The organism is Acinetobacter sp. ANC 3781, assembly GCF_004331285.1.
Lineage (GTDB): Bacteria > Pseudomonadota > Gammaproteobacteria > Pseudomonadales > Moraxellaceae > Acinetobacter.
In genome coordinates, this window is the sequence record NZ_SJOH01000003.1 from 71280 (window position 1) to 95093 (window position 23814).

Annotated in this window: 16 protein-coding genes and 2 pseudogenes; 10 read left to right on the forward strand and 8 right to left on the reverse strand. The window is 40.1% G+C overall.

Features of this window, described 5'->3' with window-relative positions; genetic code table 11:
• Positions 1-193 precede the first annotated feature (193 nt).
• From mfd to aspA, 3 genes and pseudogenes are all read right to left on the reverse strand, one after another.
• Complete coding sequence (gene mfd / locus E0H89_RS03225; protein ID WP_131214402.1) at positions 194-3652, reverse strand: transcription-repair coupling factor; 3459 nt, start codon at positions 3650-3652, stop codon at positions 194-196.
• Between the two features lie 135 nt (positions 3653-3787).
• On the reverse strand, positions 3788-4159 hold the full coding sequence (locus tag E0H89_RS03230; protein WP_131214403.1) for a hypothetical protein: 372 nt from the start codon (positions 4157-4159) through the stop codon (positions 3788-3790).
• Positions 4160-4300: 141 nt separating this feature from the next.
• Positions 4301-5743: pseudogene (aspA, locus tag E0H89_RS03235) on the reverse strand (aspartate ammonia-lyase).
• A gap of 468 nt (positions 5744-6211) precedes the next feature.
• Here aspA and putP point away from each other — a divergent pair.
• Positions 6212-7747 carry a sodium/proline symporter PutP gene (gene putP / locus E0H89_RS03240; RefSeq protein ID WP_131214404.1) on the forward strand — a complete coding sequence of 512 codons (1536 nt, stop codon included), beginning with the start codon at positions 6212-6214 and terminating at the stop codon, positions 7745-7747.
• Between the two features lie 68 nt (positions 7748-7815).
• Here putP and E0H89_RS03245 read toward each other — a convergent pair whose 3' ends face one another.
• Positions 7816-8307 (reverse strand): Lrp/AsnC ligand binding domain-containing protein, encoded by a 492-nt coding sequence (locus tag E0H89_RS03245; protein WP_131214405.1) that lies wholly within the window; start codon positions 8305-8307, stop codon positions 7816-7818.
• A 119-nt stretch (positions 8308-8426) separates the two neighbouring features.
• Here E0H89_RS03245 and putA point away from each other — a divergent pair, with 119 nt between their 5' ends.
• The 4 genes from putA (at position 8427) to E0H89_RS03265 (ending at position 15522) form a co-directional block, all read left to right on the forward strand.
• Entirely contained in the window at positions 8427-12197 is a 3771-nt protein-coding gene (gene putA, locus E0H89_RS03250; protein WP_131214406.1) for a trifunctional transcriptional regulator/proline dehydrogenase/L-glutamate gamma-semialdehyde dehydrogenase, read from the forward strand.
• Between the two features lie 294 nt (positions 12198-12491).
• The gene (gene trmA, locus E0H89_RS03255; RefSeq protein ID WP_131214407.1) at positions 12492-13574 is read left to right on the forward strand and encodes a tRNA (uridine(54)-C5)-methyltransferase TrmA; all 1083 of its coding nucleotides are present in this window, start codon (positions 12492-12494) and stop codon (positions 13572-13574) included.
• Positions 13575-13825: 251 nt separating this feature from the next.
• Positions 13826-14053, forward strand: a complete 228-nt coding sequence (locus tag E0H89_RS03260; protein WP_131214408.1) for a hypothetical protein — start codon at positions 13826-13828, stop codon at positions 14051-14053.
• Positions 14054-14277: 224 nt separating this feature from the next.
• A complete protein-coding gene (locus E0H89_RS03265) occupies positions 14278-15522 on the forward strand; it encodes an outer membrane protein transport protein (RefSeq protein WP_131214409.1) in 1245 nt (414 codons plus the stop codon).
• Positions 15523-15680: 158 nt separating this feature from the next.
• Here the strand turns inward: E0H89_RS03265 and E0H89_RS16960 are convergent.
• A pseudogene (locus tag E0H89_RS16960) lies at positions 15681-16439 on the reverse strand (phosphodiester glycosidase family protein).
• 162 nt (positions 16440-16601) lie between these two features.
• On the opposite strand from E0H89_RS16960, the gene E0H89_RS03280 reads away from it, so the two are divergent.
• Entirely contained in the window at positions 16602-17138 is a 537-nt protein-coding gene (locus tag E0H89_RS03280; protein ID WP_131214412.1) for a lecithin retinol acyltransferase family protein, read from the forward strand.
• Positions 17139-17329: 191 nt separating this feature from the next.
• Here E0H89_RS03280 and E0H89_RS03285 read toward each other — a convergent pair whose 3' ends face one another.
• Both E0H89_RS03285 and E0H89_RS03290 read right to left on the reverse strand, forming a co-directional pair.
• The gene (locus tag E0H89_RS03285) at positions 17330-17779 is read right to left on the reverse strand and encodes an SRPBCC domain-containing protein (protein WP_250697820.1); all 450 of its coding nucleotides are present in this window, start codon (positions 17777-17779) and stop codon (positions 17330-17332) included.
• A gap of 190 nt (positions 17780-17969) precedes the next feature.
• Positions 17970-19694, reverse strand: a complete 1725-nt coding sequence (locus E0H89_RS03290) for a glutamine--tRNA ligase/YqeY domain fusion protein (protein WP_131214413.1) — start codon at positions 19692-19694, stop codon at positions 17970-17972.
• 166 nt (positions 19695-19860) lie between these two features.
• Here E0H89_RS03290 and E0H89_RS03295 point away from each other — a divergent pair, with 166 nt between their 5' ends.
• The 3 genes from E0H89_RS03295 (at position 19861) to E0H89_RS03305 (ending at position 21805) form a co-directional block, all read left to right on the forward strand.
• The gene (locus tag E0H89_RS03295) at positions 19861-20370 is read left to right on the forward strand and encodes a peptidylprolyl isomerase (RefSeq protein ID WP_131214414.1); all 510 of its coding nucleotides are present in this window, start codon (positions 19861-19863) and stop codon (positions 20368-20370) included.
• Between the two features lie 117 nt (positions 20371-20487).
• Positions 20488-21207, forward strand: coding sequence for a UDP-2,3-diacylglucosamine diphosphatase (locus E0H89_RS03300; RefSeq protein WP_131214415.1), 720 nt, complete (start codon positions 20488-20490; stop codon positions 21205-21207).
• A 178-nt stretch (positions 21208-21385) separates the two neighbouring features.
• Positions 21386-21805, forward strand: coding sequence for a hypothetical protein (locus E0H89_RS03305; protein ID WP_131214416.1), 420 nt, complete (start codon positions 21386-21388; stop codon positions 21803-21805).
• 71 nt (positions 21806-21876) lie between these two features.
• Here the strand turns inward: E0H89_RS03305 and hpaI are convergent, their stop codons facing one another.
• A complete protein-coding gene (gene hpaI, locus E0H89_RS03310) occupies positions 21877-22671 on the reverse strand; it encodes a 4-hydroxy-2-oxoheptanedioate aldolase (RefSeq protein WP_131214417.1) in 795 nt (264 codons plus the stop codon).
• Between the two features lie 346 nt (positions 22672-23017).
• On the opposite strand from hpaI, the gene nfsB reads away from it, so the two are divergent.
• Positions 23018-23671, forward strand: coding sequence for an oxygen-insensitive NAD(P)H nitroreductase (gene nfsB / locus E0H89_RS03315; RefSeq protein ID WP_131214418.1), 654 nt, complete (start codon positions 23018-23020; stop codon positions 23669-23671).
• The last annotated feature ends 143 nt before the right edge of the window (positions 23672-23814 follow it).

The window sequence follows — 23814 nt, forward strand, 5'->3', positions numbered from 1 at the left end:
TATCACATCCAATGGGACGTGAATATTCTATGCAATGTGTTTCATTACAAATAAACCACTATTTGCTTTGAAGACTCGAGCGTAGACAAATTTAATAAATTCCTCTAAAAATTCAAGCATTTCTTTTCAATAAATTTTAAATTATGGCTGAATTAAGAAATGTGTGCATAATATTTATGCACTCATTTTCTCATCAGTGAATTTCTTTTAACAAACTCGCCAGCAAATCGGAAATAAACTGAATTCTTTTCTGATAATCTTCCAGCATCACCATGATTTTTAAACGTTGACCACCCTCCATACGGAAAAAAGTCGGATGTTTTTGCATCATTTGAATAATACTGATTGCCTGTACCGGGGTATCAGGTGAAAACTCAATGTGACCGCCGTGTGAACTGATATCAACCTTGGTAATCCCCAACTGTTCTGCTTTTAAACGAAGTTGATGTACTGCAAATAACTGCTTCACAGGTTGTGGTGGCACACCAAAACGGTCAATCAATTCCATACGGATATTATCGAGTTTTTCCTGACTGTCGGTATTACTGATACGTTTATAGAACATCAGACGTTGGTGCACATCGCCTAAATACTCATCCGGAATTAAGGCTGGCATATGTAGATTAATTTCAGCCGTTAATGATAACGGTGCATCAAAATTCGGTGTTTTACCTTTTTGAATGGCTTTAGTCGCTTTTTCAAGCATTTCCATATACAGGCTATAACCGATCGCGTGCATCGAACCACTTTGTTGCTCACCTAGAAGTTCACCCGCGCCACGAATCTCCAAATCCTCAGTGGCTAACATAAAACCGGCACCTAAATTCGATGCACGCTGAATGGCATCCAGACGTTTTTCAGCATCTCCCTTCAAACCTTTAATTGAAGGGACTAATAGATATGCATAGGCTTGATGGTGTGAACGCCCGACACGACCACGTAATTGATGTAACTGTGCAAGACCCAGTTTGTCTGCACGCTCAATCAAAATGGTGTTGGCATTTGGCACATCAATCCCAGTCTCAATGATGGTTGAACAGACCAAGACATTATATTCTTTATGATAGAACTGCTGCATCACCTGCTCCAGTTCACGCTCGCGCATTTGTCCGTGCGCAACCGCGACACGTGCTTCAGGAACCAGCTCGCGAACACTGGCTGCAGCGCGTTCAATACTGTCGACTTCATTATGTAAAAAGTAAACCTGCCCACCACGAAGCAATTCACGCAAAATAGCTTCTTTAATGGATTCACTGGTTTGCTCTTGCACAAAAGTTTTGACTGCCAAACGACGGGCCGGTGGCGTGGCAATAATAGATAAATCACGCATACCGCTAAATGCCATATTTAAGGTGCGCGGGATTGGGGTTGCAGTCAGGGTCAGCATATCGACATCGGCGCGCATGGCTTTAATCCGTTCTTTATCGCGTACCCCAAAGCGATGCTCTTCATCGACAATCATCAGGCCCAAGTTTTTAAATTGGATACTTTCCTGCAAGATTTTATGCGTTCCAATCACAATATCGACTTTGCCACTGGCTAAATCTTCGATAATTTTCAAATGGGTTTTATTGGAACCAAAACGCGAAAGCACTTCAATCCGAATCGGCCAATCGGCAAAACGATCTTTAAAGGATTCATAATGCTGTTGTGCCAATAAGGTCGTGGGTACTAAAACCGCGACTTGCTTATTATTTTGTACTGCTAAAAATGCCGCTCGCATTGCCACTTCAGTCTTACCAAAACCAACATCACCACAGACCAGACGATCCATCGGTTTGGCCAGTTGCATATCATGCAATGTCGCTTCAATCGCATTGGCTTGATCTAGAGTTTCCTCATAAGCAAAGCCGCTGGCAAACTGCATATATGGGCTTTGCTCAAGTTCAAAACTAAACCCGGGTTTTGCCTGACGACGAGCCTGTATATGTAATAATTCTGCGGCGACATCATGAATCTGCTCTAGGGCTTTACGCTTGGCTTTATTCCAGGCATCGGTACCTAATTTATGTAATGGCGCTAAATCGGGATCACCACCACTATAACGGCTGATCAAATGTAAGTTAGTGACTGGAACATATACTTTGGCAGCATCGGCATAATCCAGCTGTAAAAATTCATGATCTTGATCATCAATAGTTAAAGTAACCAAACCCGCATAACGCCCCACACCATAATCAATATGCACCACCGGTGCACCAATACTCAGCTCGGTTAAACTGCGGATTAAAAACTCTTCCGAAACTTCTTGTTGGCGTTTACGACGGCGCTGGACTACCCGATGTTCATAAAGCTGATTTTCAGAAATCACGGTAAGGTGATTTGGAATTACCAGACCACGATCAAGTGGCGCGCTGGTAATGGCGATGGCATGGAGGGATTTTCTAAACTCTGCAAAATTTTCGACATTGGGGATATCACCCAAAGCGGCACGCAAAGCATCTTTTAAGGTTTCACGGCGTCCGGCACTTTCAGCGACTAACAGTACCGGATGATTTGCAGCATCAATATATTTTTTAACCGCGGAAAATGGTTTTTCTTGTTTTGGATCTACGGGTAAACGTGGGGGCAATTCGGTATTAAGATTAAGCCCCCCAGTTTTATCTACAAACTCTTCTGAAGATGCAATGATTCTGGCAAAGTGATTCAGTTGTTCCAAAACCTGATTTGGTTGCAGGAATATTTCTTCTGGCGGCAAAATGGGATGATCAATATTATGGCGACGGTCTTCATAACGTCGAACCACATCCTTCCAAAAACTGGTTAAATTTTCGTCCAGATGCTTATCTGTAATGACAATGCCATTCTTAGGTAAGTACGCCATCAGGGTACTTTGTGTTTGCATCGCTTCTTTGCTAAAAAATAAAGGGAAATAAAATTCCAGCCCTGGAGAAGCAATTCCTTCTAAGACATCTTGATATACCGGATTTTTCTTAGGATTTGCGTTCGGAAAACTCTCTGCATAACGGTCACGGAAAGTCACACGCCCTTCTTTAAGTGGAAATTCTTTGGCAGGCAATACCGAAAACTGTTGCAAATTTTGGGTGGTTCTTTGGGTTTCAGGGTCAAAGAATTTTAAGCTTTCAATTTCATCATCAAACAAATCGATACGGATCGGTGAATTTTGCCCGGATGCATAAATATCCATAATGCTGCCGCGTACCGCAAACTCACCATGATCGTAAACCGTATCGACCAGATGATAACCCGCCTGAATCAAGCGCAGTTTTTGTTGTTCCAGTTCAAACTTTTGACCCACTTTAATATCGAAATGTTCACCCAACACCCAAGAAGTTGGCGCAACACGCTGTACCAAAGTCGATGCAGATAAAAGCAATACGCCTTGCTTTGGCATATTCGATAAAATTGAAAGACGCTCTGACACGATATCTTGATGGGGCGATAAACGGTCATAAGGCAAAATTTCCCAATCCGGGAAAATGGTCGGTTTTATGCCGTAAAACTCTAATTCACTTTCCAACTGACCCAAGTGCTGATTATTTTTGGCAACAATAATGAACAATTGCTTATTTTGCGTGGCAATTTCTTTGAACAATAAAGATGCAGATGAGCCTTGTAAATTACCGACCCAGCGTTTTTCACCTGCTTTTAATTGCTGCAGATTTAATTGGGAGATTTCTTGTTGGAACATGTATATAGCTTTTGGTCTAAATGACATGAGCAGTATATTAGCATGGGTTTTTTCCCGGTTGAGTTATTTTTATATGCAACCGATTTTTCCATCTAAATCCTTTTAGATAGGATGTCTTTAGACCCTATTTTCCAATCATTTTTCGAGTAAGAAATTACGATAATAGTGATTCAGCTTTTGAATGATCTGCTTTAATTGCAACAGGTTTTCTTCGGTGTTACCTAATCGTGCTACAAAACGCTGGCTGACAATTTCCAGATCAATTTTTTCATTGATAATCATGGCAGCGGAATATAAAGCTTTTAAATCGTCAAACTGGGTTAATTTTCGATTGGAGAAATACGACAGCCGTTCTGACAGTTCATTAACCACAACACCATCGACGATATAGCCCTGTTCTGGATGGAACCGGATATCATTTTCTTCTAGAAAAAGTTGTTCAGCAGATGGCTTGGAACTTTTAAACAGTCTTGAACCTGTAAATAGTCCAGCGAGTTTATTCAACATAAGCATTACAATGATTAAAAAATCATGACTATTTTAACCCTGCGCTGCTTTATCTTCAGCATTATTTTTCATAAAAAAGGCAGCGATTTTAACCTACTGCCTTTTTGCTCATCTGGCGGTTAAATTTTTGCACAGAGCGAATTAACTCACTTGTGCGAAAAGCTCATGTTGTGCGGTCACTTCTGAAACCAGATTGCTAAAGGCAAAGATTTCATCTAACTGTTCTTGGGTCAGTAATTCCTGCTCTAAGACGACCTGCTGAATAGTCTTGTTTTCCGCAATACATTGCTTGCCAATTTCATCACATTTGGCATGTCCTAAAATTGGATCGAGTAAAGTCACAATACCCACACTTCGCATTACTGCGTCATAACACACCTGCTCATTAGCTTGAATGCCCTGAATACATTTGTGATCCAAACTCGAAATGGCTTGTGTCAACAATTCAATTTATTCATTAATTGCAATCGCGATGACCGGTTCCATCACGTTTAACTGTAATTGCCCGGCTTCTGCAGCCATGGTTACCGTTAAATCATTCCCTATCACTCTATAAGCAATCTGATTCACCACTTCAGGAATCACCGGATTGATTTTGGCAGGCATAATTGATGAGCCGGCTTGCAATTCAGGTAAGCGAATTTCGGCTAAACCGGTACGTGGACTCGAACTCAACAAGCGCAAGTCGTTACAGATTTTGAAAGTTTCACTGCAAGTCGTTTAAGCGTACTCGATAAAATAATAAAGACGCCACAATCACTGGTGGCTTCCACATAGTCTTCCGCCCCAATTAAGTTGAGTCCGGTAATTTTATGCAAAGACTGGATGACTTCATTCGCATAGCCTTTCGGGGTATTCACTCCCGTCCCAATAGCGGTAGCACCCAAATTCACTTCCAGTAAAAGTTCGCGGATACGCTGAATTAAACGGATATCTTCTTTTAATAACGTTGCAAAAGCACGAAACTCTTGTCCCAAAGTCATCGGAACTGCATCCTGTAATTGGGTGCGGCCCATTTTTAAAACAAACTGGAACTCTGCAACCTTTATATGTAGAGTATCAATCAGCTTTTGAATCTGGGTTAAAAGATCATCCAAACTATAATAAGTCGCTAAACGTAAAGCCGTAGGATACACATCATTGGTCGACTGCGATTTATTGACATGATCATTCGGGTGAATATGATCATATTGCCCCTTATGAAAACCCAAATGCTCTAATGCAATATTGGCCAGTACTTCATTGGTATTCATATTAATAGAGGTACCTGCTCCGCCTTGATAAACATCTAAAGGAAAAGCATGACTCCATTTTTCTGGAGATTCGATTAATTCATTACATGCAAACTGAATCGCGTGGCTGACTTGTTCAGAAATCTTGCTAAATTTTAAATTGGTTTGTGCCGAAGCTTTTTTAACCTGTGCCAAAGCACGAATAAAATGATGATGATTTCCGACTTTCTGATTAGAGATTTGAAAATTCTCTAAAGCACGTAAAGTATGAATGCCGTAATAACATGCTGTGGGAACTTTCCTTTGCTCCCAACAAATCACGTTCTATTCTTGTATTATCCAGTTGAACCATAGACACTTTAAATATACTCACATTTATGCACCACAATTGTGCAATTAAAAAAAATATTAAACCTTTGCTCTATTTTAAATATTGTAAAAAGATATTTATTTGGCAATACTCTATGAGCAAACACATCGACTTTGTAGCTAGCGTAAGGGCTTGTAACTACCTTTCCCGCTTTCAATTTTTCTCATCAAAAAATTAAGTTCAAGAATCTTTAACGCCGATCTTCAATTCACATTCAGCCTTTAAATTGACCTTATTAATGATATTAAGCACCCTACTTATAATTGATTAATTTTCTTAATTTTTTATTAATTGTATCTAAAAATACATTCCGCTACACAATATGCTAATAAATCCCCTCGAAATGTAACAGAACGTAATTTCAATTTTATGTTTGAATCAGCGCCTTACAGGACCAGTATAAAAATTCATCTCGGATAGATGAATGCATAAGGACAGAAGGATGAGCACATGAGTCAACTGAACCCGACATTAATCACATTTATTTTTTATATCATCGCTATGGTCGGAATTGGGCTATATGCCTATAAGGCGACCACCGACTTTTCAGATTATATTTTGGGTGGGCGTAGTCTAGGGAGTGTTGTTACTGCACTTTCAGCAGGTGCATCCGATATGAGTGGCTGGCTGCTCATGGGCCTGCCCGGAGCAATTTATCTGTCAGGCTTATCGGAAGCGTGGATTGCCATTGGTTTGATTATCGGTGCATGGCTGAATTGGCTGCTGGTTGCAGGTCGCTTACGTGTGCATACCGAAGTTCAAAATAATGCGTTAACCCTACCGGATTATTTCACCAGTCGTTTTGCGGATCGTAAACGTGTGCTGCGGATTATTTCAGCTCTCGTAATTCTGGTCTTTTTCTCGATTTATTGTGCTTCTGGCATGGTTGCAGGTGCTCGATTATTTGAAAGTATTTTTGGTATGACTTACACCACTGCGCTTTGGATCAGTGCCATTGCGACCATTAGCTATGTGTGTATCGGTGGCTTTCTTGCAATTAGCTGGACCGATACTTTTCAAGCTGGATTGATGATTTTCGCCTTAATTTTAACCCCGATTATGGCTTATCTCGCACTGGGTGATCACAGTCAACATTTTGCAACCGTGATTGAAACTGCTCGACCACACGCCAGCAATATGCTTTCAGGTTTAAGTACCGTTGCGATTTTATCTTCTCTAGCTTGGGGCTTAGGCTATTTTGGTCAGCCGCATATACTGGTGCGTTTTATGGCAGCCGATTCTGTGAAGACGATTCCTGCTGCACGTCGTATTGGCATGAGCTGGATGATTATGTGCTTAGCGGGTGCGATTGGTGCAGGCTATATCGGGATTGCCTATTTCCAGCAACACCCCGAATTATCTTCAGTCGTTTCGCAAAATCCAGAAACGATCTTTATGGAACTGACTAAAATTCTGTTTAACCCATGGATTGCCGGTATTATTTTGGCTGCCATTTTAGCCGCAGTAATGAGTACGCTGAGTTGTCAGCTTTTGGTCTGTTCAAGTACCTTGACTGAAGATTTATATAAATCATTTCTACGCAAAAATGCGTCACAAAAGGAATTGGTCTGGGTAGGACGCCTGATGGTTTTAGCGATTGCTGTTCTTGCTATTGCACTTGCAAGCAACCCGAACAGTAAAGTGCTTGGTCTTGTTGCGTATGCATGGGCAGGTTTTGGTGCTGCTTTTGGCCCGCTGATTATCCTGTCCTTATTCTGGAAACGTATGACCTTAAACGGCGCGATTGCTGGAATTATTATCGGTGCTTTAACAGTTATTTTGTGGAAGAACACCCTGGCCAATACGGGACTTTATGAGATTATTCCGGGCTTTATTCTGTCATTCGTGGGCATTGTTGTGGTGAGTTTGCTTGAAAAAATGCCTTCTCAGGAAGTATTGCAACGTTTTGAACAGGCGGATGATTTGTATAAAAAAGAAATGGCTGAGTTAAAAAATGGAATACCGGCTCAAACTGAAAATTCCTAATAAAACTCAGATGATTTCTACTTGAGTTTTATTGAAAGATAAGGGGCTTAAGCCCCTTTTTACTGCTTCTATTTTTGTCCTTTACTTCTAAGATGAATTTTCGAGCTTTCTTTAATCACTTCCATCACCGGATAGCTTCGTGTTTCTTTTACTCCCGGCAATTGCCAGAGCACCTGTCCTGAAATTCTGCGGAACTCTTCCATATTGGCACAGCGAATTTTCACCACGAAATCGAAACCGCCGCTAATCATATGGCATTCCACAATTTCAGGATATTGCATGATCGCCTCAGAAAATTCCTCCAATACATTAGGTGTGGTTTTATCCAGTAAAATTTCCACAAACACCACAAAACTGGCATTCAGCATGTCAGGATTCAACTTGGCTTCATAGCCTAAAATAAAACCATCTTTGGCTAACTTCTGTACCCGTGCCAGCGCTGCAGTGGCTGATAAATTCACCGCTTCAGCGATTTTGATATTTGAAATTCGTCCATCATTTTGCAGAATATCTAAAATTTTGATATCTGTTCTGTCCAATGTAAAAATCGGGCTTGTCATCTGAATTATTCTCTAAAATGAATAAAAATTATAGTGAGTTATTCGGCATCCTTTCTGTAATCATAAATTATATAAGGTATTTGACTCAACAAAAAAATTGGCAGTCACAGGACGTTGGCATGAATATGATGGATACAGAAACCCGCCTCAATCTGGCAAAACCTCACTTTGAATATATTACTGAATTCAAAGAAAAGAATGATTATGAAGTTGAGGTTAATACTGCCTGGCGCCGTGCGGAACCTGAGTGTGTTGAAAACCTGCTTGAACATAGCCAGATTTCTGAACAATTGAACCAGCGTATTTATGACTTGGCGTTCAATCTTGCCCATACCCTGCGTGAACGTAAAAGCTCGAATGGTAAAGCGGGAATCGTTCAGGGTTTATTGCAAGAATTTTCATTATCCTCTCAAGAAGGCATTGCCCTGATGTGTCTGGCTGAAGCCTTGCTTCGTATTCCGGACAGTGCCACCCGTGACCTGCTGATTCGCGACAAAATTAATCAGGGCAACTGGAAAGAGCATGTCGGACAAAGTAGCCTGATGTTTGTCAACGCCGCAGCTTGGGGTCTCATGCTGACTGGCAAACTAATGGAAACACCGAAACAAAAAAGTTTATCCAGTGTACTGACCGGGCTTTTGGCACGTAGTGGTCGCGGCATTATCCGTAAAGCGGTAGATGTGGCAATGCGGATGATGGGTGAACAGTTTGTTACTGGTGAAACCATTCAAGAAGCGCTAGAACATGCAGAACCTCTGGAAGACAAAGGCTTTCGATATTCTTATGACATGCTCGGTGAAGCGGCACTCACAGAACATGATGCTGAACGTTATTATCAAGATTATAGCAATGCGATTCATGCCATCGGTCAAGCATCTAAAGACAAAGATGTTTATGATGGTCCTGGCATTTCGATCAAGCTATCTGCCCTGCATCCGCGCTATCAGCGTGCACAAATCAGCCGCGTACATGACGAGCTGTATCCTAAAGTGCTGCAATTGGCGGAACTGGCGAAACACTACAATATTGGTTTAAACATTGATGCCGAAGAATCTGAGCGTCTGGAAATTTCCCTAGAATTATTAGAACGTCTGTGTTTTGAGCCTAGCCTTGCCGACTGGAAAGGGATTGGTTTTGTGATTCAGGCCTATCAAAAACGTTGCTTTAACGTAGTTGATTACGTGGTGGATTTAGCAAAACGCAGTCAAAAACGTTTGATGATTCGTCTGGTTAAAGGTGCTTACTGGGATAGCGAAATCAAGAAAGCTCAAATTGATGGCATGACTGACTATCCGGTATTTACCCGTAAAGTACATACTGATCTATCTTATATTGCCTGTGCCAAAAAACTTCTGGATGCCCCACAACAGATTTATCCGCAGTTTGCGACGCACAATGCCCAAACCCTTGCCACGATTTACCATTTGGCTGATCCGAATCAATATTACAGCGGTCAATATGAATTCCAGTGTCTGCATGGCATGGGTGAACCACTCTACGAGCAAGTGGTTGGCGATAAAACAGATAACAAACTGGGTGTGCCTTGCCGTATTTACGCACCAGTCGGCAATCATGAAACGCTACTGGCGTATCTGGTACGACGTTTACTGGAAAACGGCGCTAATACCTCTTTCGTGAATCGTATTGCAGATAAATCCTTAAGAATTGAGGATCTGATTGAAAATCCACATTCAGAAATTTTGAAAAATGCAGCCAAAGAATCACAGCTTGGTCAAAAGCATCCGGCTATTCCGCTCGCACCCGATTTATACGGCAATACTCGACCAAACTCGGCCGGTTTAGATTTAGCCAATGACCATGAGTTAATGCTGCTGAATCAAACTGCACAAGATTTCAGTCAGCAGCAATGGCAAGCGCAGGCTTTGGGTAAAAACCTGAGTAACGAAAATAATCTGACTGATGAACATTCAGAACTCATCACCATTTTAAATCCTGCAAATCACTCCGATGTCGTCGGCTCTGTGCGAGAAGCGAGCTCTGTACAAGTCAATCTAGCATTAGATAATGCAGTCGGTGCCCAAGCTGAATGGACAAATACGCCAAAAAATATACGTGCCGCTTGTTTGCAACGCGCTGCAGATATTATGCAATCGCGTTTGCAGGAATTGATGATTTTACTGTGTCGTGAGAGCGGTAAAACCTATGCCAATGCCATTGCAGAAGTTCGTGAGGCCATCGACTTCCTACGTTATTATGCTGCACAAATGATTGATCTGGATCAGGATGTATTGATTCAACCACTCGGCCCCGTATTATGTATCAGCCCATGGAATTTCCCCTTGGCTATTTTCACAGGACAAATTTCAGCGGCGCTGGTTGCCGGAAATACCGTACTTGCAAAACCGGCTGAGCAGACACCGTTGATTGCTGCACAAGCGATTCAAATCTTATGGCAAGCCGGTATTCCTCAAGATGTTTTGCAACTGATTCCCGGACAGGGTGAAACCGTCGGTGCGCAATTAAGTGGAGACTCTCGTGTTCAGGGCATTATGTTTACCGGTTCAACCGATGTGGCTAAAATTTTGCAAAAGACCCTTGCACAAAGACTCAGCATTTTGGGTCAACCTATTCCTTTAATTGCGGAAACGGGCGGTCAAAATGCCATGATTGTCGATTCATCTGCACTCACCGAACAAGTGATTCTTGATGTGGTGAGTTCGGCTTATGACAGTGCTGGCCAACGTTGTTCTGCCTTACGTGTGCTCTGTGTGCAAGAAGATAATGCAGATAGCGTCATTCATATGTTGAAAGGCGCGATGCAACAACTGCGCGTCGGCAATCCGTTTTTATTAAAAACCGATATCGGCCCTGTGATTGATATTGAAGCGCAAAGCAATATTCAAAAACATATTGATCAGATGCGCAGTAAAGGCCATCCCGTCCATCAATTGATGTTGAATCCTGAACAGGATCAAGCTTTATCCGAAGGCACTTTCATTCCGCCCACTTTAATTGAGCTACCGAATCTGGATGATTTGCAACGTGAAGTGTTTGGTCCGGTCTTGCATGTGATTCGCTATAAATACGGTCAATTAGAACAGTTACTTGAACAGATCAATGCCAAAGGTTATGGCCTCACCATGGGATTGCATACCCGTATTGATGAGACTATTCAGACCATGATTGCACATGCTGAAGTCGGCAACTTATACATCAATCGTAATATTGTCGGGGCCGTGGTCGGTGTTCAACCCTTCGGCGGTGAAGGCTTATCCGGTACCGGACCTAAAGCAGGCGGTCCAATTTACCTGTACCGTTTAATGCAGCACTGCTCTGCTAAAAAACTGGCAACTCCTTTCGCAACTCAATCAACAGCAACACAGCCAGCGCATCAGCCTTTATACGAGATTTTTTATACTTGGGTTGAAAAAACTTTTCCTCAATATCATCTGAAGCCTTGCCCTGCTTTTTGCTCTGGTCATCATTATGAATTGCAAGGTCCAACCGGTGAAAGTAATCAATATGTAGTACTGCCAAGAAAACGTGTGCTGTCTTTAGCGGATCAGGAACAGGATCAACTTCAGCAATGGGCTGCAATTTTTGCAGTCGGCAGTCAGCCTGTCGTTCTGGCTGAAAATACTTTTGTGCTCAAGTATCTTTCTAAAATGCCGAAAGAAATTGCCGAGCGTTTTATGGTGATTCAAAACATTGAAACCGATGATTTTGATGCCGTGCTACATCACGGCACCCAAGCACAACTGCAAAAGTTGCAATATCAGATTGCTGTCCGCTCAGATGCGATTATCAGCATCACCCATTTGGAACCGCTTGATCCCGATATTCCTTTAGAACGATTGGTGATTGAGCGCGCGATCAGTATCAATACTGCTGCAGCAGGAGGGAATGCCAGCCTGATGACCTTAACTTAAGGCTAAATTTAAAAGCTTAATTCTATAACTCTAATGTTTTTCCTCTTTGCCAAGTCGACCGCTCCCTGGTCAGGTCGACTTGGTTTCTTTTTATATTACCCATCTAATTTACTGATTTTTAAATTAATTTACACATTAAGCTTAAGATTTTTATAAATAATCAATACTCTTTATATTTAGCCAAAATTTTGGTTGAAACGATATTTCTGCCGCTGAATGGGCAATAAGTTTAGTCATCTGATTCAAACTTTGTTACCATCCCTGTTTTCAATGTGTTCGTGATTTTTACTGCATATGACTTCAGCTTATCAGTTACAACTTGATGCCAAGATTGCACGTATTTCTGCTCAATTTGCCGAATTTAATCCCCCTTCTTTAGACGTATTTCCGTCGCCTGAACAAAACTTCCGTATGCGCGCAGAATTCCGTATTTGGCATACTGACGACGATATGTTTTATGCGATGTTTGAACGCAGTGAAGATAACCAGAAACAAGTCATTCGCATTGACGAATTCCCGATTGCAGATAAAAGTATTAATCAATTGATGCCGATTTTGCTGCAAGAACTGAAAAGCAGTCCGGTATTGTCTAAACGCTTGTTTGAAATTCATTTTCTAGCGACTTTAAAAGGCGAGATGCTGGTATCAATGATTTATCGTTGCCCACTGGATGCCGAATGGGAAAGCTTGGCCAAACAACTGGCTGAAAAACTGAATATCAAATTGATTGGTCGTAGCCGCGGTCAAAAAATGGTATTAAGCGACGAATTTGTGGTTGAAGAATTGCAGGTATTTGATCGTACTTATCAATACAAGCAAATCGAAAGTAGCTTTACCCAGCCGAATGCACAAGTCTGCCAGAAGATGCTGGAATGGGCATGCAATGCGGCTGAACAGTCAGATAAAGACTTACTGGAATTGTACTGTGGCAATGGTAACTTTACCCTGCCGCTTTCCACCAAGTTCAATCGCGTACTGGCTACTGAACTAGCTAAGTCCTCTGTCTATGCTGCTCAGTGGAATATTGAACAGAATCAGATTGATAATATTCAGGTGGCACGTCTTTCAGCTGAAGATTTCACACAAGCCTATAATGGTGAGCGTGAATTCCGCCGGTTACAGGAAGCAGAGATTGATATCTCAAGCTATGATTTCGATACCGTGTTTGTAGATCCACCACGTGCGGGTATTGATGATGAAACCTTAAAACTGATTCAACGTTTTGAGCGCATCATTTATATCTCATGTAATCCTGATACCCTAGAAGACAACTTGAAGACCTTATCAACCACGCATAAAGTGACCAAATTTGCGATGTTTGACCAGTTTCCTTATACCCATCATGTAGAATCGGGTGTATTACTGGAAAAGATTTAAACAATTTATTTCATTGTTAAGTTTGTATCTGTTGTTATTTAAATGAAGCTCAGTTGAGCTTCATTTTTATTTCATTTAAAATTAATCATTTATAACTAATTCTCAATAGTAAATCTCATAATATCGTTAAAGTTAGTGCTTATCATCGGAAAATTTAAAGTTCAAACGCTGCTTTTATCACTGATACAGGCTTGTAATATTTAGTGGATTGGATATATTTCGAACTATGTTAAGTTGTGTATGAAGGCTCTATGAGTTTTTGGCAAAAGCTGTTTTCTGCTAATCAACAGCAAAACGAACACAAGAATCAAATCTCGTGTGTCGAAAATGATTGCTCTTGTAAATCGAATGAAGAACTGATTCAAGCTTTAGCTAAAGCCACTGATGAAGATGTCATCATTGGAATTAAAAAGGTTCTAGCTTCACGAGGTTATAGCCGTAAAGAGTTAAACGAATTACAGCACCTACCCCTCCAATAGTAGAGTCTAATTTAAAGGCATTTAGTTTACTAAATGCCTTTTTATTTGCCTGTGCAAAACGTATACGCTTCGATTTTAATACTTAGAAACATACTTCTCTCTTTTCGCCTAGAAATCTCTGTTCCCCTGTATTTAAAAGTGCTTTACTCATATGTGAAAAATTATAAAAAGTAAAATAAGAATGCCTTAAAAATAAAAAATGAGCCGAATAAAAAGGAAAATATATGAAATCGTATTATCCTGGACTGGCAATATTATGCAGCCTAATCTCAAGTCATGGCATAGCCGCAGCTATAGATCAATCCGGACAATCTTTACTGCCTTTTCTCGAAGTAGGGCATTATTTTGAAGCTTCCATTACCGCTGCCGATCCCGAAGTATCGGGGCGAACTTTAGACACACGATCCGACCTGATCAATTCCGGTGTTGACGACTATTCAACAGATAATATTAGCCAAAGTTTTCAATATTATAGTGCAGCGCTTAAACTTCAATTAAAACCACAACTCTCTTTCGGCATCCTGTACGATCAGCCTTTTGGATCAGATTTAGAATATCCGGTGAAGCGTAATGCCAGTTTTTCCGATCCAGTACTGAGCCAACAAGGTACACAAATCAATGTAGATAGCCAAAATCTCAGTCTGATTTTAGGTTATCAGCCCTTCAAAAACTTTAATCTTTATGCAGGGCCGGCCTTTCAAACCATTAAAGGCCATGTTTCTCTACGCGGATTGGTGTATGCAGACTTCAATGGTTATAACGCAATTTTCAAGCAAGATGCGGCTGTCGGCTGGCTGGCTGGTTTCGCTTATCAAGTGCCTGACATGGCATTAAAAGCCGCCTTGACCTATCACTCCAAAATTGATCACAAAATCAATGTTTCCGAAAATGTGTTAGGGACACCTCTGCTTTTGGTTGATGAAAGTAAAACTAAAATTTCCACACCACAATCTATTAATCTCGATTTTCAAACTAGCATTACGGTCAGTACTTTGCTTTATTCCAATATTCGTTGGGTCAACTGGAAAGATTTTGTGATTCGTCCAGTCCAATTCGGTGCATTATCCCAACTGGCAACGACTACAATGAGTAGTGGAACTTATACCGGTGGATTTAATCTGGATGACTATCAAAAGAATCAGTGGAGCGCCACTGTGGGGGTGGCAAAACAATGGACTCCCCTATGGTCTGGTGCTTTTGATCTTGGCTGGGATTCAGGTACAGGCGATCCGGCCTCTATCTTCAATCCAACGAAGGGCTATTGGGGAGTAGGTTTAGCACTAAAATATAATCCCGAACCTGATTATTTTATTTCAGGCGGAGTGAAATACTTCTGGTTGGGAGATGTAACTACACAGAATGGAACTTATGATCTGCCTCTTCCCGTCCTTTCAGAAGCTTCAAAAGTGGGGGAGTTTAGGGAAAATCACGCCATAGGCTATGGTTTAAAAATTGGATATCACTTTTAACTGATGAATAGTCTAATTCAAAGTACAAATTTTTATATCTAGCACTTGAAGATTTATACAATAAAAATTCAGCTTAAAATCATTTAAAATAAATGAAATATAATAAAACAGTTAAAATTATAAAATACATAAATAGATAATTTTAAAACTTAAAATTTTTAGTCTTTTTGATAGTTTTGCGTATCAATATACGCAAGCATGGGGCCAAGTTTAAAAAATGAGTCTGCATGTTTTAATGGGGGGATATATGCGCTTGAAATTGAGCCATCGAGATACAATGCATTTTGCACTTTCAACTGTTGTTGAAAAAATTGTGTAAATTGATAAAAACTTACAGCAGTATTGCTAATCACAAAATAGAGCGTTTGATCTTTAATTCCTACGCCGTTACGAATTTTAAATGAGTCTGAACGCTCTAAAAATTTTGGATTAATTTTTTCATTAATCACCAGCATTGGCCCAGATTGCGTCGCATAATCTGGATTAAACTTTAGCTTTGAGTAGTCATCTGTGGTGGCGATTATGCTTTTATTCTGATTCCAGGCCAGCCCACCATTCGGCTGAATATGAAAATTACCAAACCCTTGTTTTACTGTGTTTAATTTCTGCTTTTATTGTGAGGTTTCTATATATAAACCGACTGCAGAATAATCTGAACGATACATCCCGGCATTCATGGCAAATAACAACTTTTCACAAGACCTTAATTTTTTCTGAACTGCATCAAATTTATGCAGCGGCTGATTTGTTTTGGCATCATTTAAAAATAAACGCAAGTTTTGAGACTGTTCTATCTTTACTATATCTACATTAAAAGTCCCCCTTTGCCAGTGTTTTGAGTAAACGTCTGCATGACTGGTTGGAGCCAAATTTAAAGCGAAAATTACGGTACCTTTTAAGAAAAATTGATTCTTCATTTTATCTTTCCCGAACAATCTAGCTTTAGGCTGAAAATTTTATACAAGGATGAAGTTTTTATAAAAGAAGTTTTAAGCTTAGTGAGATAGTCGACTCTTTCATAGAGAAGCAGTAAACTAGGTCAATAAAATACCTTTGCAACTTTATTGATTAAGTCTGGAATGCAACAGCAGAAAATCCGGTTTCCTTTAGGAACACACCTTATTGTTAAACACTTAGGCTATTCCCATCATGGTATTTATGCAGGGCGTGGCCGGGTCATTCATTATTCGGGTTTTGCACATTTATTCAAAAAACGTCCAATTGAAATAACATCAATAGAAAAGTTCAGTTTTGGCAAAACCATTATTGTTCAACACTATAGCAATCCCAAATTCATGGGTCGTAAAGTTGTACGGCGCATGCGTTCTCGTATGAACGAAAACAACTATCATCTGATTATTAATAATTGCGAACATTTATGCACCTGGGCCATTACCGGTATTGAAAGCAGTCCACAAGTCATTCGCATGATGAACCGCCTGACCACAATTGGCTATGTCAGCTCAATCATGAGTTATATGAATAGCATGTTGCTGACCATCACCACCACCTGTTTCGCTTTGGTGTTATACATCAAGAAAAAATTACGTGATAAAGCAAAAAAACGTCTGCCGCCCTCTTTACTATTAAAAGAACCTGAACAGAAAAATCCTTAATTTTGAATTCAACCACTATTTATAAAAGATAAAAAAAAGCCCCATATCAATGGGGCGTGAAAAAACTGAAGAGATGTACTGCTCAACTCGTGTTATTCAACTACAAACTCTCTAAAAAAAGCACAATGAAAATTTCAATTTTGCTCAGTTAATAAAATGCTTATATCGAGAAAATTTCTCAAAGCCTTTAACTAATCAAAGGGCGGAAGTCTGTCATTGACCAAGTTCAGTTGTGCACCATATTCCAAGTAGGCTTTAGCACCATCTAGCAGTGTAGTGAAATCATTGCTCTGTTTAATCACAAAAGCAATTAACTCTGAACCTTCTAAAGGAATCGCATAGTTACGGATTTTAAGAAAAGTTTCATTCTCGGATATTTTTTCAAAAATAAAATCTACTGTAGACTTTGGTTCGCCCCACATGATCTGGATTAATTGATTATTGATCAACTGTTCCACAAAAACACTGGTCGTCACCTCATATTTTTCCCAATACCAATCTACGTTTTTATTTTCCATTAAATGTCCGGTAGAGGAAGTAAACCAAAACTTGCGAGTGATTTCTGGATCGATAAAGGCATTGAACACCTCAGCAACCGGTTTACGAATTAACATCTGTGTCTCGATAACGACATTATTCATTTTCCTTAGCCTCATCTTTTGCAGTGATAATCTCTATACTTTCGCATTGATGAAAGGTTTTAGGGCAGAAAAAAGGATAGATTTTATAAGATTACATAAGAAACTATACATAGTTAAAACCAATTTTTGCTTGGATGCTACAAAAAAGCCCAACCGAAGTTGAGCTTTCTTAAATTAAACCACAAATAAATTATTTACCTGGCTTAAAGCTATCTTTTAAGTCCAAAATACGGTTAAACACCGGTTTATCGCTCGAATGATCATATTGATCTGCCACGAAGTAACCTTCACGTTCAAACTGGAAACGATCTTCAGCTTGAGCTTCCGCTAACGCAGGTTCAATCATCGCTTGAAGCACAGTTAAAGACTCTGGATTTAAGTTCGCCAAGAAATCGTCATCTGCATCTGGAGCAGCTTCAGTAAATAAACGATCATAGACGCGAACTTCAGCCGGTACTCCTTTGGTTGCAGAAACCCAATGCACCACGCCTTTGACTTTACGGCCTTCCGGATTTTTGCCCAAGGTTTCAGGGTCAATTGAACATTTCAGTTCAACCACTTCACCATGGGCATCTTTAATCACTTCGTCGCATTTAATTACATAAGCATGACGTAAACGTACCTCACCTTCTGGAATTAAACGTTTAAAGCCTTTCGGCGGCACTTCTTCAAAGTCTTTACGATCAATATAAATTTCTTGAGATAAAGGAATAATACGATCGCCCATGTCTACGTTCGGGTGACGTGCATGAGTCAAGTCCATATCTTCAGGCAAGTTGGTCAAAGTCACTTTCAGTGGATTTAATACCGCCATACCACGCGCAGCGGTATTTTCCAAAGACTGACGGATACAGTATTCAAGCATTGCAACATCAACAATACTGCCATCCACTTTAGAGACACCCACACGCTTACAGAAATCGCGCAAACCTTCAGGTGTGAAACCACGACGGCGCATACCGACTACGGTTGGCATACGTGGGTCATCCCAACCATTAACAAAACCGCCTTCAACCAATTTACGTAATTTACGTTTAGAGGTAATGGTGTAGTCTACGTTTAAACGGCTTGATTCGTACTGACGTGGAACAGATGGCGATTTAACTTTTTCCACCACCCAGTCGTAGAACGGACGGTGATCCTGGAATTCCAAAGTACATAATGAATGCGTAATGCCTTCAATCGCATCTGATAATGGATGTGCATAGTCATACATCGGGTACATTTTCCATTTATCACCCGTCTGGTGATGTTCAGAATGCAGTACACGGTACAAAATAGGATCACGCATATGTACGTTTGGAGATGCCATATCAATTTTGGCACGAAGAACAGCTTGCCCTTCGCCAAGCTCACCATTACGCATTTGTTCAAAACGCGCCAGATTTTCTTCTAATGAAGCATCACGATAGGGTGAATTTTTACCCGGTTCTACGAAATTACCCCGGTTTAACTTAATTTCTTCAGGCGTTTGCAAATCGACATAAGCATCGCCTTGTTCAATCAGTTGTACCGCCCATGTGTACAGTTGATCAAAATAGCTAGATGCATAGCGAGGTTCACCATTCCATTCAAACCCTAACCATTTTACATCATTGGCAATACCGTCTACATATTCTTGTTCTTCTGCATCTGGATTAGTATCGTCAAAACGTAGGTTGCACAAGCCATCAAATTCTTGGGCAATGCCAAAGTTCAGACAAATCGCCTTCACGTGACCAATATGTAAATAACCATTTGGTTCTGGCGGGAAACGTGTTACCACTTGTTGTGTACGGCCTGCTGCTAGATCGTCAGTAATCACTTGGCGTACAAAGTCTAAGCCAGGCTGTTGTTCTTGCTGCGCAGCATCGACAGATTGATTTTGAGTTGTCGGGTTATTTGGCAGGGATGAAACAACATCATTCGGCTTCATAGTTGATAAATCACTTCTATAAGATAAAATAGGATAATTAAAACGCTTTTCTAAATTTTTAACAAAGAAAGTAACGTTTTTGCTTGCCTTGTAGTTTACAGTTTGCTTATGCTTCTCTCAACCAAAAACCCATGGCTTTTTTTGTCCATGATTAGGAGATTATAAAATGAGTTTTCCTCAAGTCGAATTAAACACCAATAAAGGACGTATTGTTCTTGAATTAAACTCTGAAAAAGCACCTAAGACTGTTGCTAACTTTTTAGAATATGTTCGTGACGGCTTCTATGATGGCGTGATTTTTCACCGTGTAATTGAAAACTTCATGATCCAGGGCGGCGGCATGGATGAAAACTTCAAAGAAAAAGCAACTCGTGATTCTATTGAAAACGAAGCTGACAACGGTTTAAGCAATGAAGAAGGTACGGTTGCAATGGCACGTACTCAAGCACCTCATTCTGCATCTGCTCAGTTCTTCATCAACGTGAAAAACAACTCTTTCCTTAACCATACTGGTAAAACAGCACAAGGTTGGGGTTATGCAGTATTTGGTAAAGTTGTTGAAGGCTTAGATGTGGTTGAAGCAATTAAAGGGGTTCGTACCGGTAACCGTGGTTACCACGCTGACGTTCCTTTAGAAAATGTAGTAATTGAATCTGCTAAAATTATTTCTGAATAAAAAACGTCCTCTGCGTCTTTAATAAGTTTTAAGGCATTGCTTTAAAAAGGAATAATATTAAGGACATAGTCCCTCCATTCACTCGATGGACTTTAGAGGAACTATTAAGGAAAATACGTGACCCATCTGTTTATCGCCGATTTACATTTGTCACCTGAACACCCTCGACTCGTTCGGGGGTTTTTGGATTTATTGGCACACTATAAAAATAAAGACACGCAGCTTTATATTCTAGGCGATTGGTTTAATGCTTGGATTGGAGATGACTACTCTGCCCCATGGCTAGATGAAATTGTCCGCGCTTTACAACAATTCACTCAAGCCGGTAATCATGTTTACTTTCAAGTCGGCAACCGTGACTTTGCACTGGGTCAACGCTTTTTAAAGCAGTTCAATGGTTGTATATTGCCTGAGGTAGATACCTTAAAGATTGGTAGCCTCCAGATACGTCTTGAACATGGCGACTTACTTTGTACCGATGATGTGTCCTACCAGAAATTCCGTAAAATTATTCGTAATCCGTTCCTTTTAGGTTTTCTTAAAAGTATGCCATTAATTTTCCGTCAAAAACTGGCGAATGGTTTCCGTAAAAAAAGTGCCGAAACTAAGCAAATGAAGTCTTATCAGATTATGGATGTGAACCCAAAAGCCGTTGAACAATCACTTCAAACAGTGGATGTACTGATCCATGGACATACCCACCGCCCTAATATCCATAATGAAAATGGTAAATCACGTATTGTTTTAGGCGACTGGCGTGAACATGAAGCTCAAATTTTAGAAATTGATTCCGAACAAGTTCATCAAACATTAGAATTAAAGACTTGGACTTATTAATTTTAGCTACTCAAGCCATTTTGATCGAATAAAAGCGAATTCATTTACAGTGCATTAAGAAGTTCACAATTGTTGTTTATTTATCCTGAATATAATCAACATACCGAATCATTTCTTGATTTGTAAAACAATTCAACATAATCAGCCTCTATCATTTCATTCAATTTTAGAGATCTGCATGTCTGATTTTAGCAATATCACCGTAACCCATCATGATGACGGTAAAGTTTCACTTTTAATTGATGGAAAGCCTGTTTCGGAGCGCTACGCTGTACAGTTCGAAAGTAATATTGTGGATGAATTAAAAGCACTGCAAGATGGTAAAGCGCTGAAATTATTTGACCAGTTTATCTTTTCTCATACTGATCTGAATTTTGAACATGCTTATAGCTACGTGACTTGCATGGTCAAAGCTGATTCAAATTATAAAGTGGTTTGTAACTTTGTTTACAAAATTACTGCTGTAGATCAAGCGCCTATGGAACACGTGATTACCAAACAAGGTCAGCCGATGACTAGCGACGATATCCGTGAATTCATTAACAAGCATGTGGCCATGTCGTTAAATGACTATACCGATTTAAAATACGCATACTAATACAAAAGCCCCGACTCGCTAAAAAGTCAGGGGCTGTTTTCAGCCCGCGCAGTTGTTCCGCATTATTTAAATTAATACCCATCCGAGACCTTAGGTACATCTACCCCATTTTTATATTTGGCCAAAAGTTCACGAAGTGAATTCATCAACACACTGGTATCAACCCCTATTGCTACGAACTCTGTACCAAGTTCCAAATATTGCTGCGTGGCTTCATGCTGTGTTGATAAGATCCCCGCGGCCTTATCTGCTGCACGAATACGCTGAACCGCATCAACTACTGCTTTTTGCACTTCCGGATGGTTTGGATTGCCTTGATAGCCCATGGTTGCAGACAAATCAACAGCACCAATAAATACCCCATCAATACCATCCACCTTTAAAATATCGTCTAGGTTTTCCAGACCTTTGACTGATTCAATCTGAATCAACAGGCAAATATTTTCATGGGCTGTCTCGTAGTAATTCGGAATACTGTTCCAACGCGTCGCACGTGCCAAAGCTGCACCTACACCACGAATGCCCTCAGGCGGATAACGGACTGCTTTCACCATCAGTTCTGCTTGTTCAACCGTTTCCACCATCGGAATCAGTAAGGTTTGTGCGCCAATATCCAACAACTGTTTAATCAGTTGTACGCTGCCAATGGGTGGACGTACCACTGCCTGAGATGGGTATGCTGCGATACTTTGTAATTGAGAAAGTGTGGTTCTTAAATCACTTGGCGCATGTTCCCCATCAATCAGCAACCAGTCGTATCCGACATTGGCTGCAATTTCTGTAGCGTAAGCATCTGCCAAACCAACCCATAACCCAATTTGCTGTTGGGTTTTTAGTTTTCTTTTAAAGTGATTGCTAAATTCCATACGCCTGCTCTCGGAATGGTCATACATTTTACTTAATATTGATTAAACGCCATTTTTCTAAAAGTACCAATATCGAAAACATATTTCTTGATCTGCTAAAACTTTTAATTTATTGAAAAATACTCATCCTTTATTTTATAAAATCATGGATCACACTTGAAACTTAAGCTAAACAAGATACCCATACTGCTTTATATAAAGTGTAATAAATTGAGTAAAGCATGCTATTTACTATAATTACTTTTTTATCATGCCAAAGTCTAAAGCCAGACCCATGTGTTATAAACCATTTGGATAACGCTTCAGGTAAAATGACAAACATAATTTATAAGTGGAGTAATCATTCATGGATCTTTTAAACGTCTCGAAAACCCGTTATACCACCAAAGCCTATGATCCTATTCGAAAAATCCCGAAAGAACAGATTGCATGTTTATTAGAAATATTACGTTTGACTCCATCTTCTATCAATATCCAACCTTGGCATTTTTTTATTGCTGACAATCAAGCGGCTAAAGAACGGATTGCCAAAGCATTGGTTGGGAAATATGCCTATAACGCACCCAAAGTTCTAGATTCTTCACATACTATTCTGTTCTGTACTAAAGCAGATATTAGTGAACAGCATTTAGATAACCTGCTCGCTCAAGATGACATCAGTGGTCGTTTTAAAGATGAAAAAGCTAAACAAGGCCAAAAAGATAGCCGTAGCGGTTATGTCAATTATTATCGCAATGAAAAAGGTGATATTCAGCGTTGGGCGGAAAATCAAACCTTTATTGCTTTAGGTCAAATTTTGTTAGCTGCCGGAATTGAAGGAATTGATGCAACGCCCATTGGTGGATTTGATGAACAAATCATCAATGATGAATTACAGTTAACAGAAAAAGGCTTGGTCCCTTCGGTATTACTGACACTTGGTTATCGTAGTGAAAATGATTTCAATGCCCAACTACCAAAATCACGTCTAGACAAAGAACAGATTTTCACTCAGCTTTAATTAACGTTTCATTACAATAAAAGGGGGTTATAGCCCCCTTTCATGTCATTTCAGGTCTTATTCTTGCAACAATATTGAGGTATATTTGCGCTAAAAATAAAAGGTGGTTTATCTCATGATCCCTGCTACAACTAAAATGCCCA

Excerpts from the sequence above, each read along its gene's own strand:
- mfd (WP_131214402.1), bottom strand. The coding sequence starts at position 3,652 with ATGTTCCAACAAGAAATCTCCCAATTAAATCTGCAGCAATTAAAAGCA.
- E0H89_RS03230 (WP_131214403.1), bottom strand. The coding sequence starts at position 4,159 with ATGTTGAATAAACTCGCTGGACTATTTACAGGTTCAAGACTGTTTAAA.
- putP (WP_131214404.1), top strand. The coding sequence starts at position 6,212 with ATGAGTCAACTGAACCCGACATTAATCACATTTATTTTTTATATCATC.
- E0H89_RS03245 (WP_131214405.1), bottom strand. The coding sequence starts at position 8,307 with ATGACAAGCCCGATTTTTACATTGGACAGAACAGATATCAAAATTTTA.
- putA (WP_131214406.1), top strand. The coding sequence starts at position 8,427 with ATGAATATGATGGATACAGAAACCCGCCTCAATCTGGCAAAACCTCAC.
- trmA (WP_131214407.1), top strand. The coding sequence starts at position 12,492 with ATGACTTCAGCTTATCAGTTACAACTTGATGCCAAGATTGCACGTATT.
- E0H89_RS03260 (WP_131214408.1), top strand. The coding sequence starts at position 13,826 with ATGAGTTTTTGGCAAAAGCTGTTTTCTGCTAATCAACAGCAAAACGAA.
- E0H89_RS03265 (WP_131214409.1), top strand. The coding sequence starts at position 14,278 with ATGAAATCGTATTATCCTGGACTGGCAATATTATGCAGCCTAATCTCA.
- E0H89_RS03280 (WP_131214412.1), top strand. The coding sequence starts at position 16,602 with ATGCAACAGCAGAAAATCCGGTTTCCTTTAGGAACACACCTTATTGTT.
- E0H89_RS03285 (WP_250697820.1), bottom strand. The coding sequence starts at position 17,779 with ATGAATAATGTCGTTATCGAGACACAGATGTTAATTCGTAAACCGGTT.
- E0H89_RS03290 (WP_131214413.1), bottom strand. The coding sequence starts at position 19,694 with ATGAAGCCGAATGATGTTGTTTCATCCCTGCCAAATAACCCGACAACT.
- E0H89_RS03295 (WP_131214414.1), top strand. The coding sequence starts at position 19,861 with ATGAGTTTTCCTCAAGTCGAATTAAACACCAATAAAGGACGTATTGTT.
- E0H89_RS03305 (WP_131214416.1), top strand. The coding sequence starts at position 21,386 with ATGTCTGATTTTAGCAATATCACCGTAACCCATCATGATGACGGTAAA.
- hpaI (WP_131214417.1), bottom strand. The coding sequence starts at position 22,671 with ATGGAATTTAGCAATCACTTTAAAAGAAAACTAAAAACCCAACAGCAA.
- nfsB (WP_131214418.1), top strand. The coding sequence starts at position 23,018 with ATGGATCTTTTAAACGTCTCGAAAACCCGTTATACCACCAAAGCCTAT.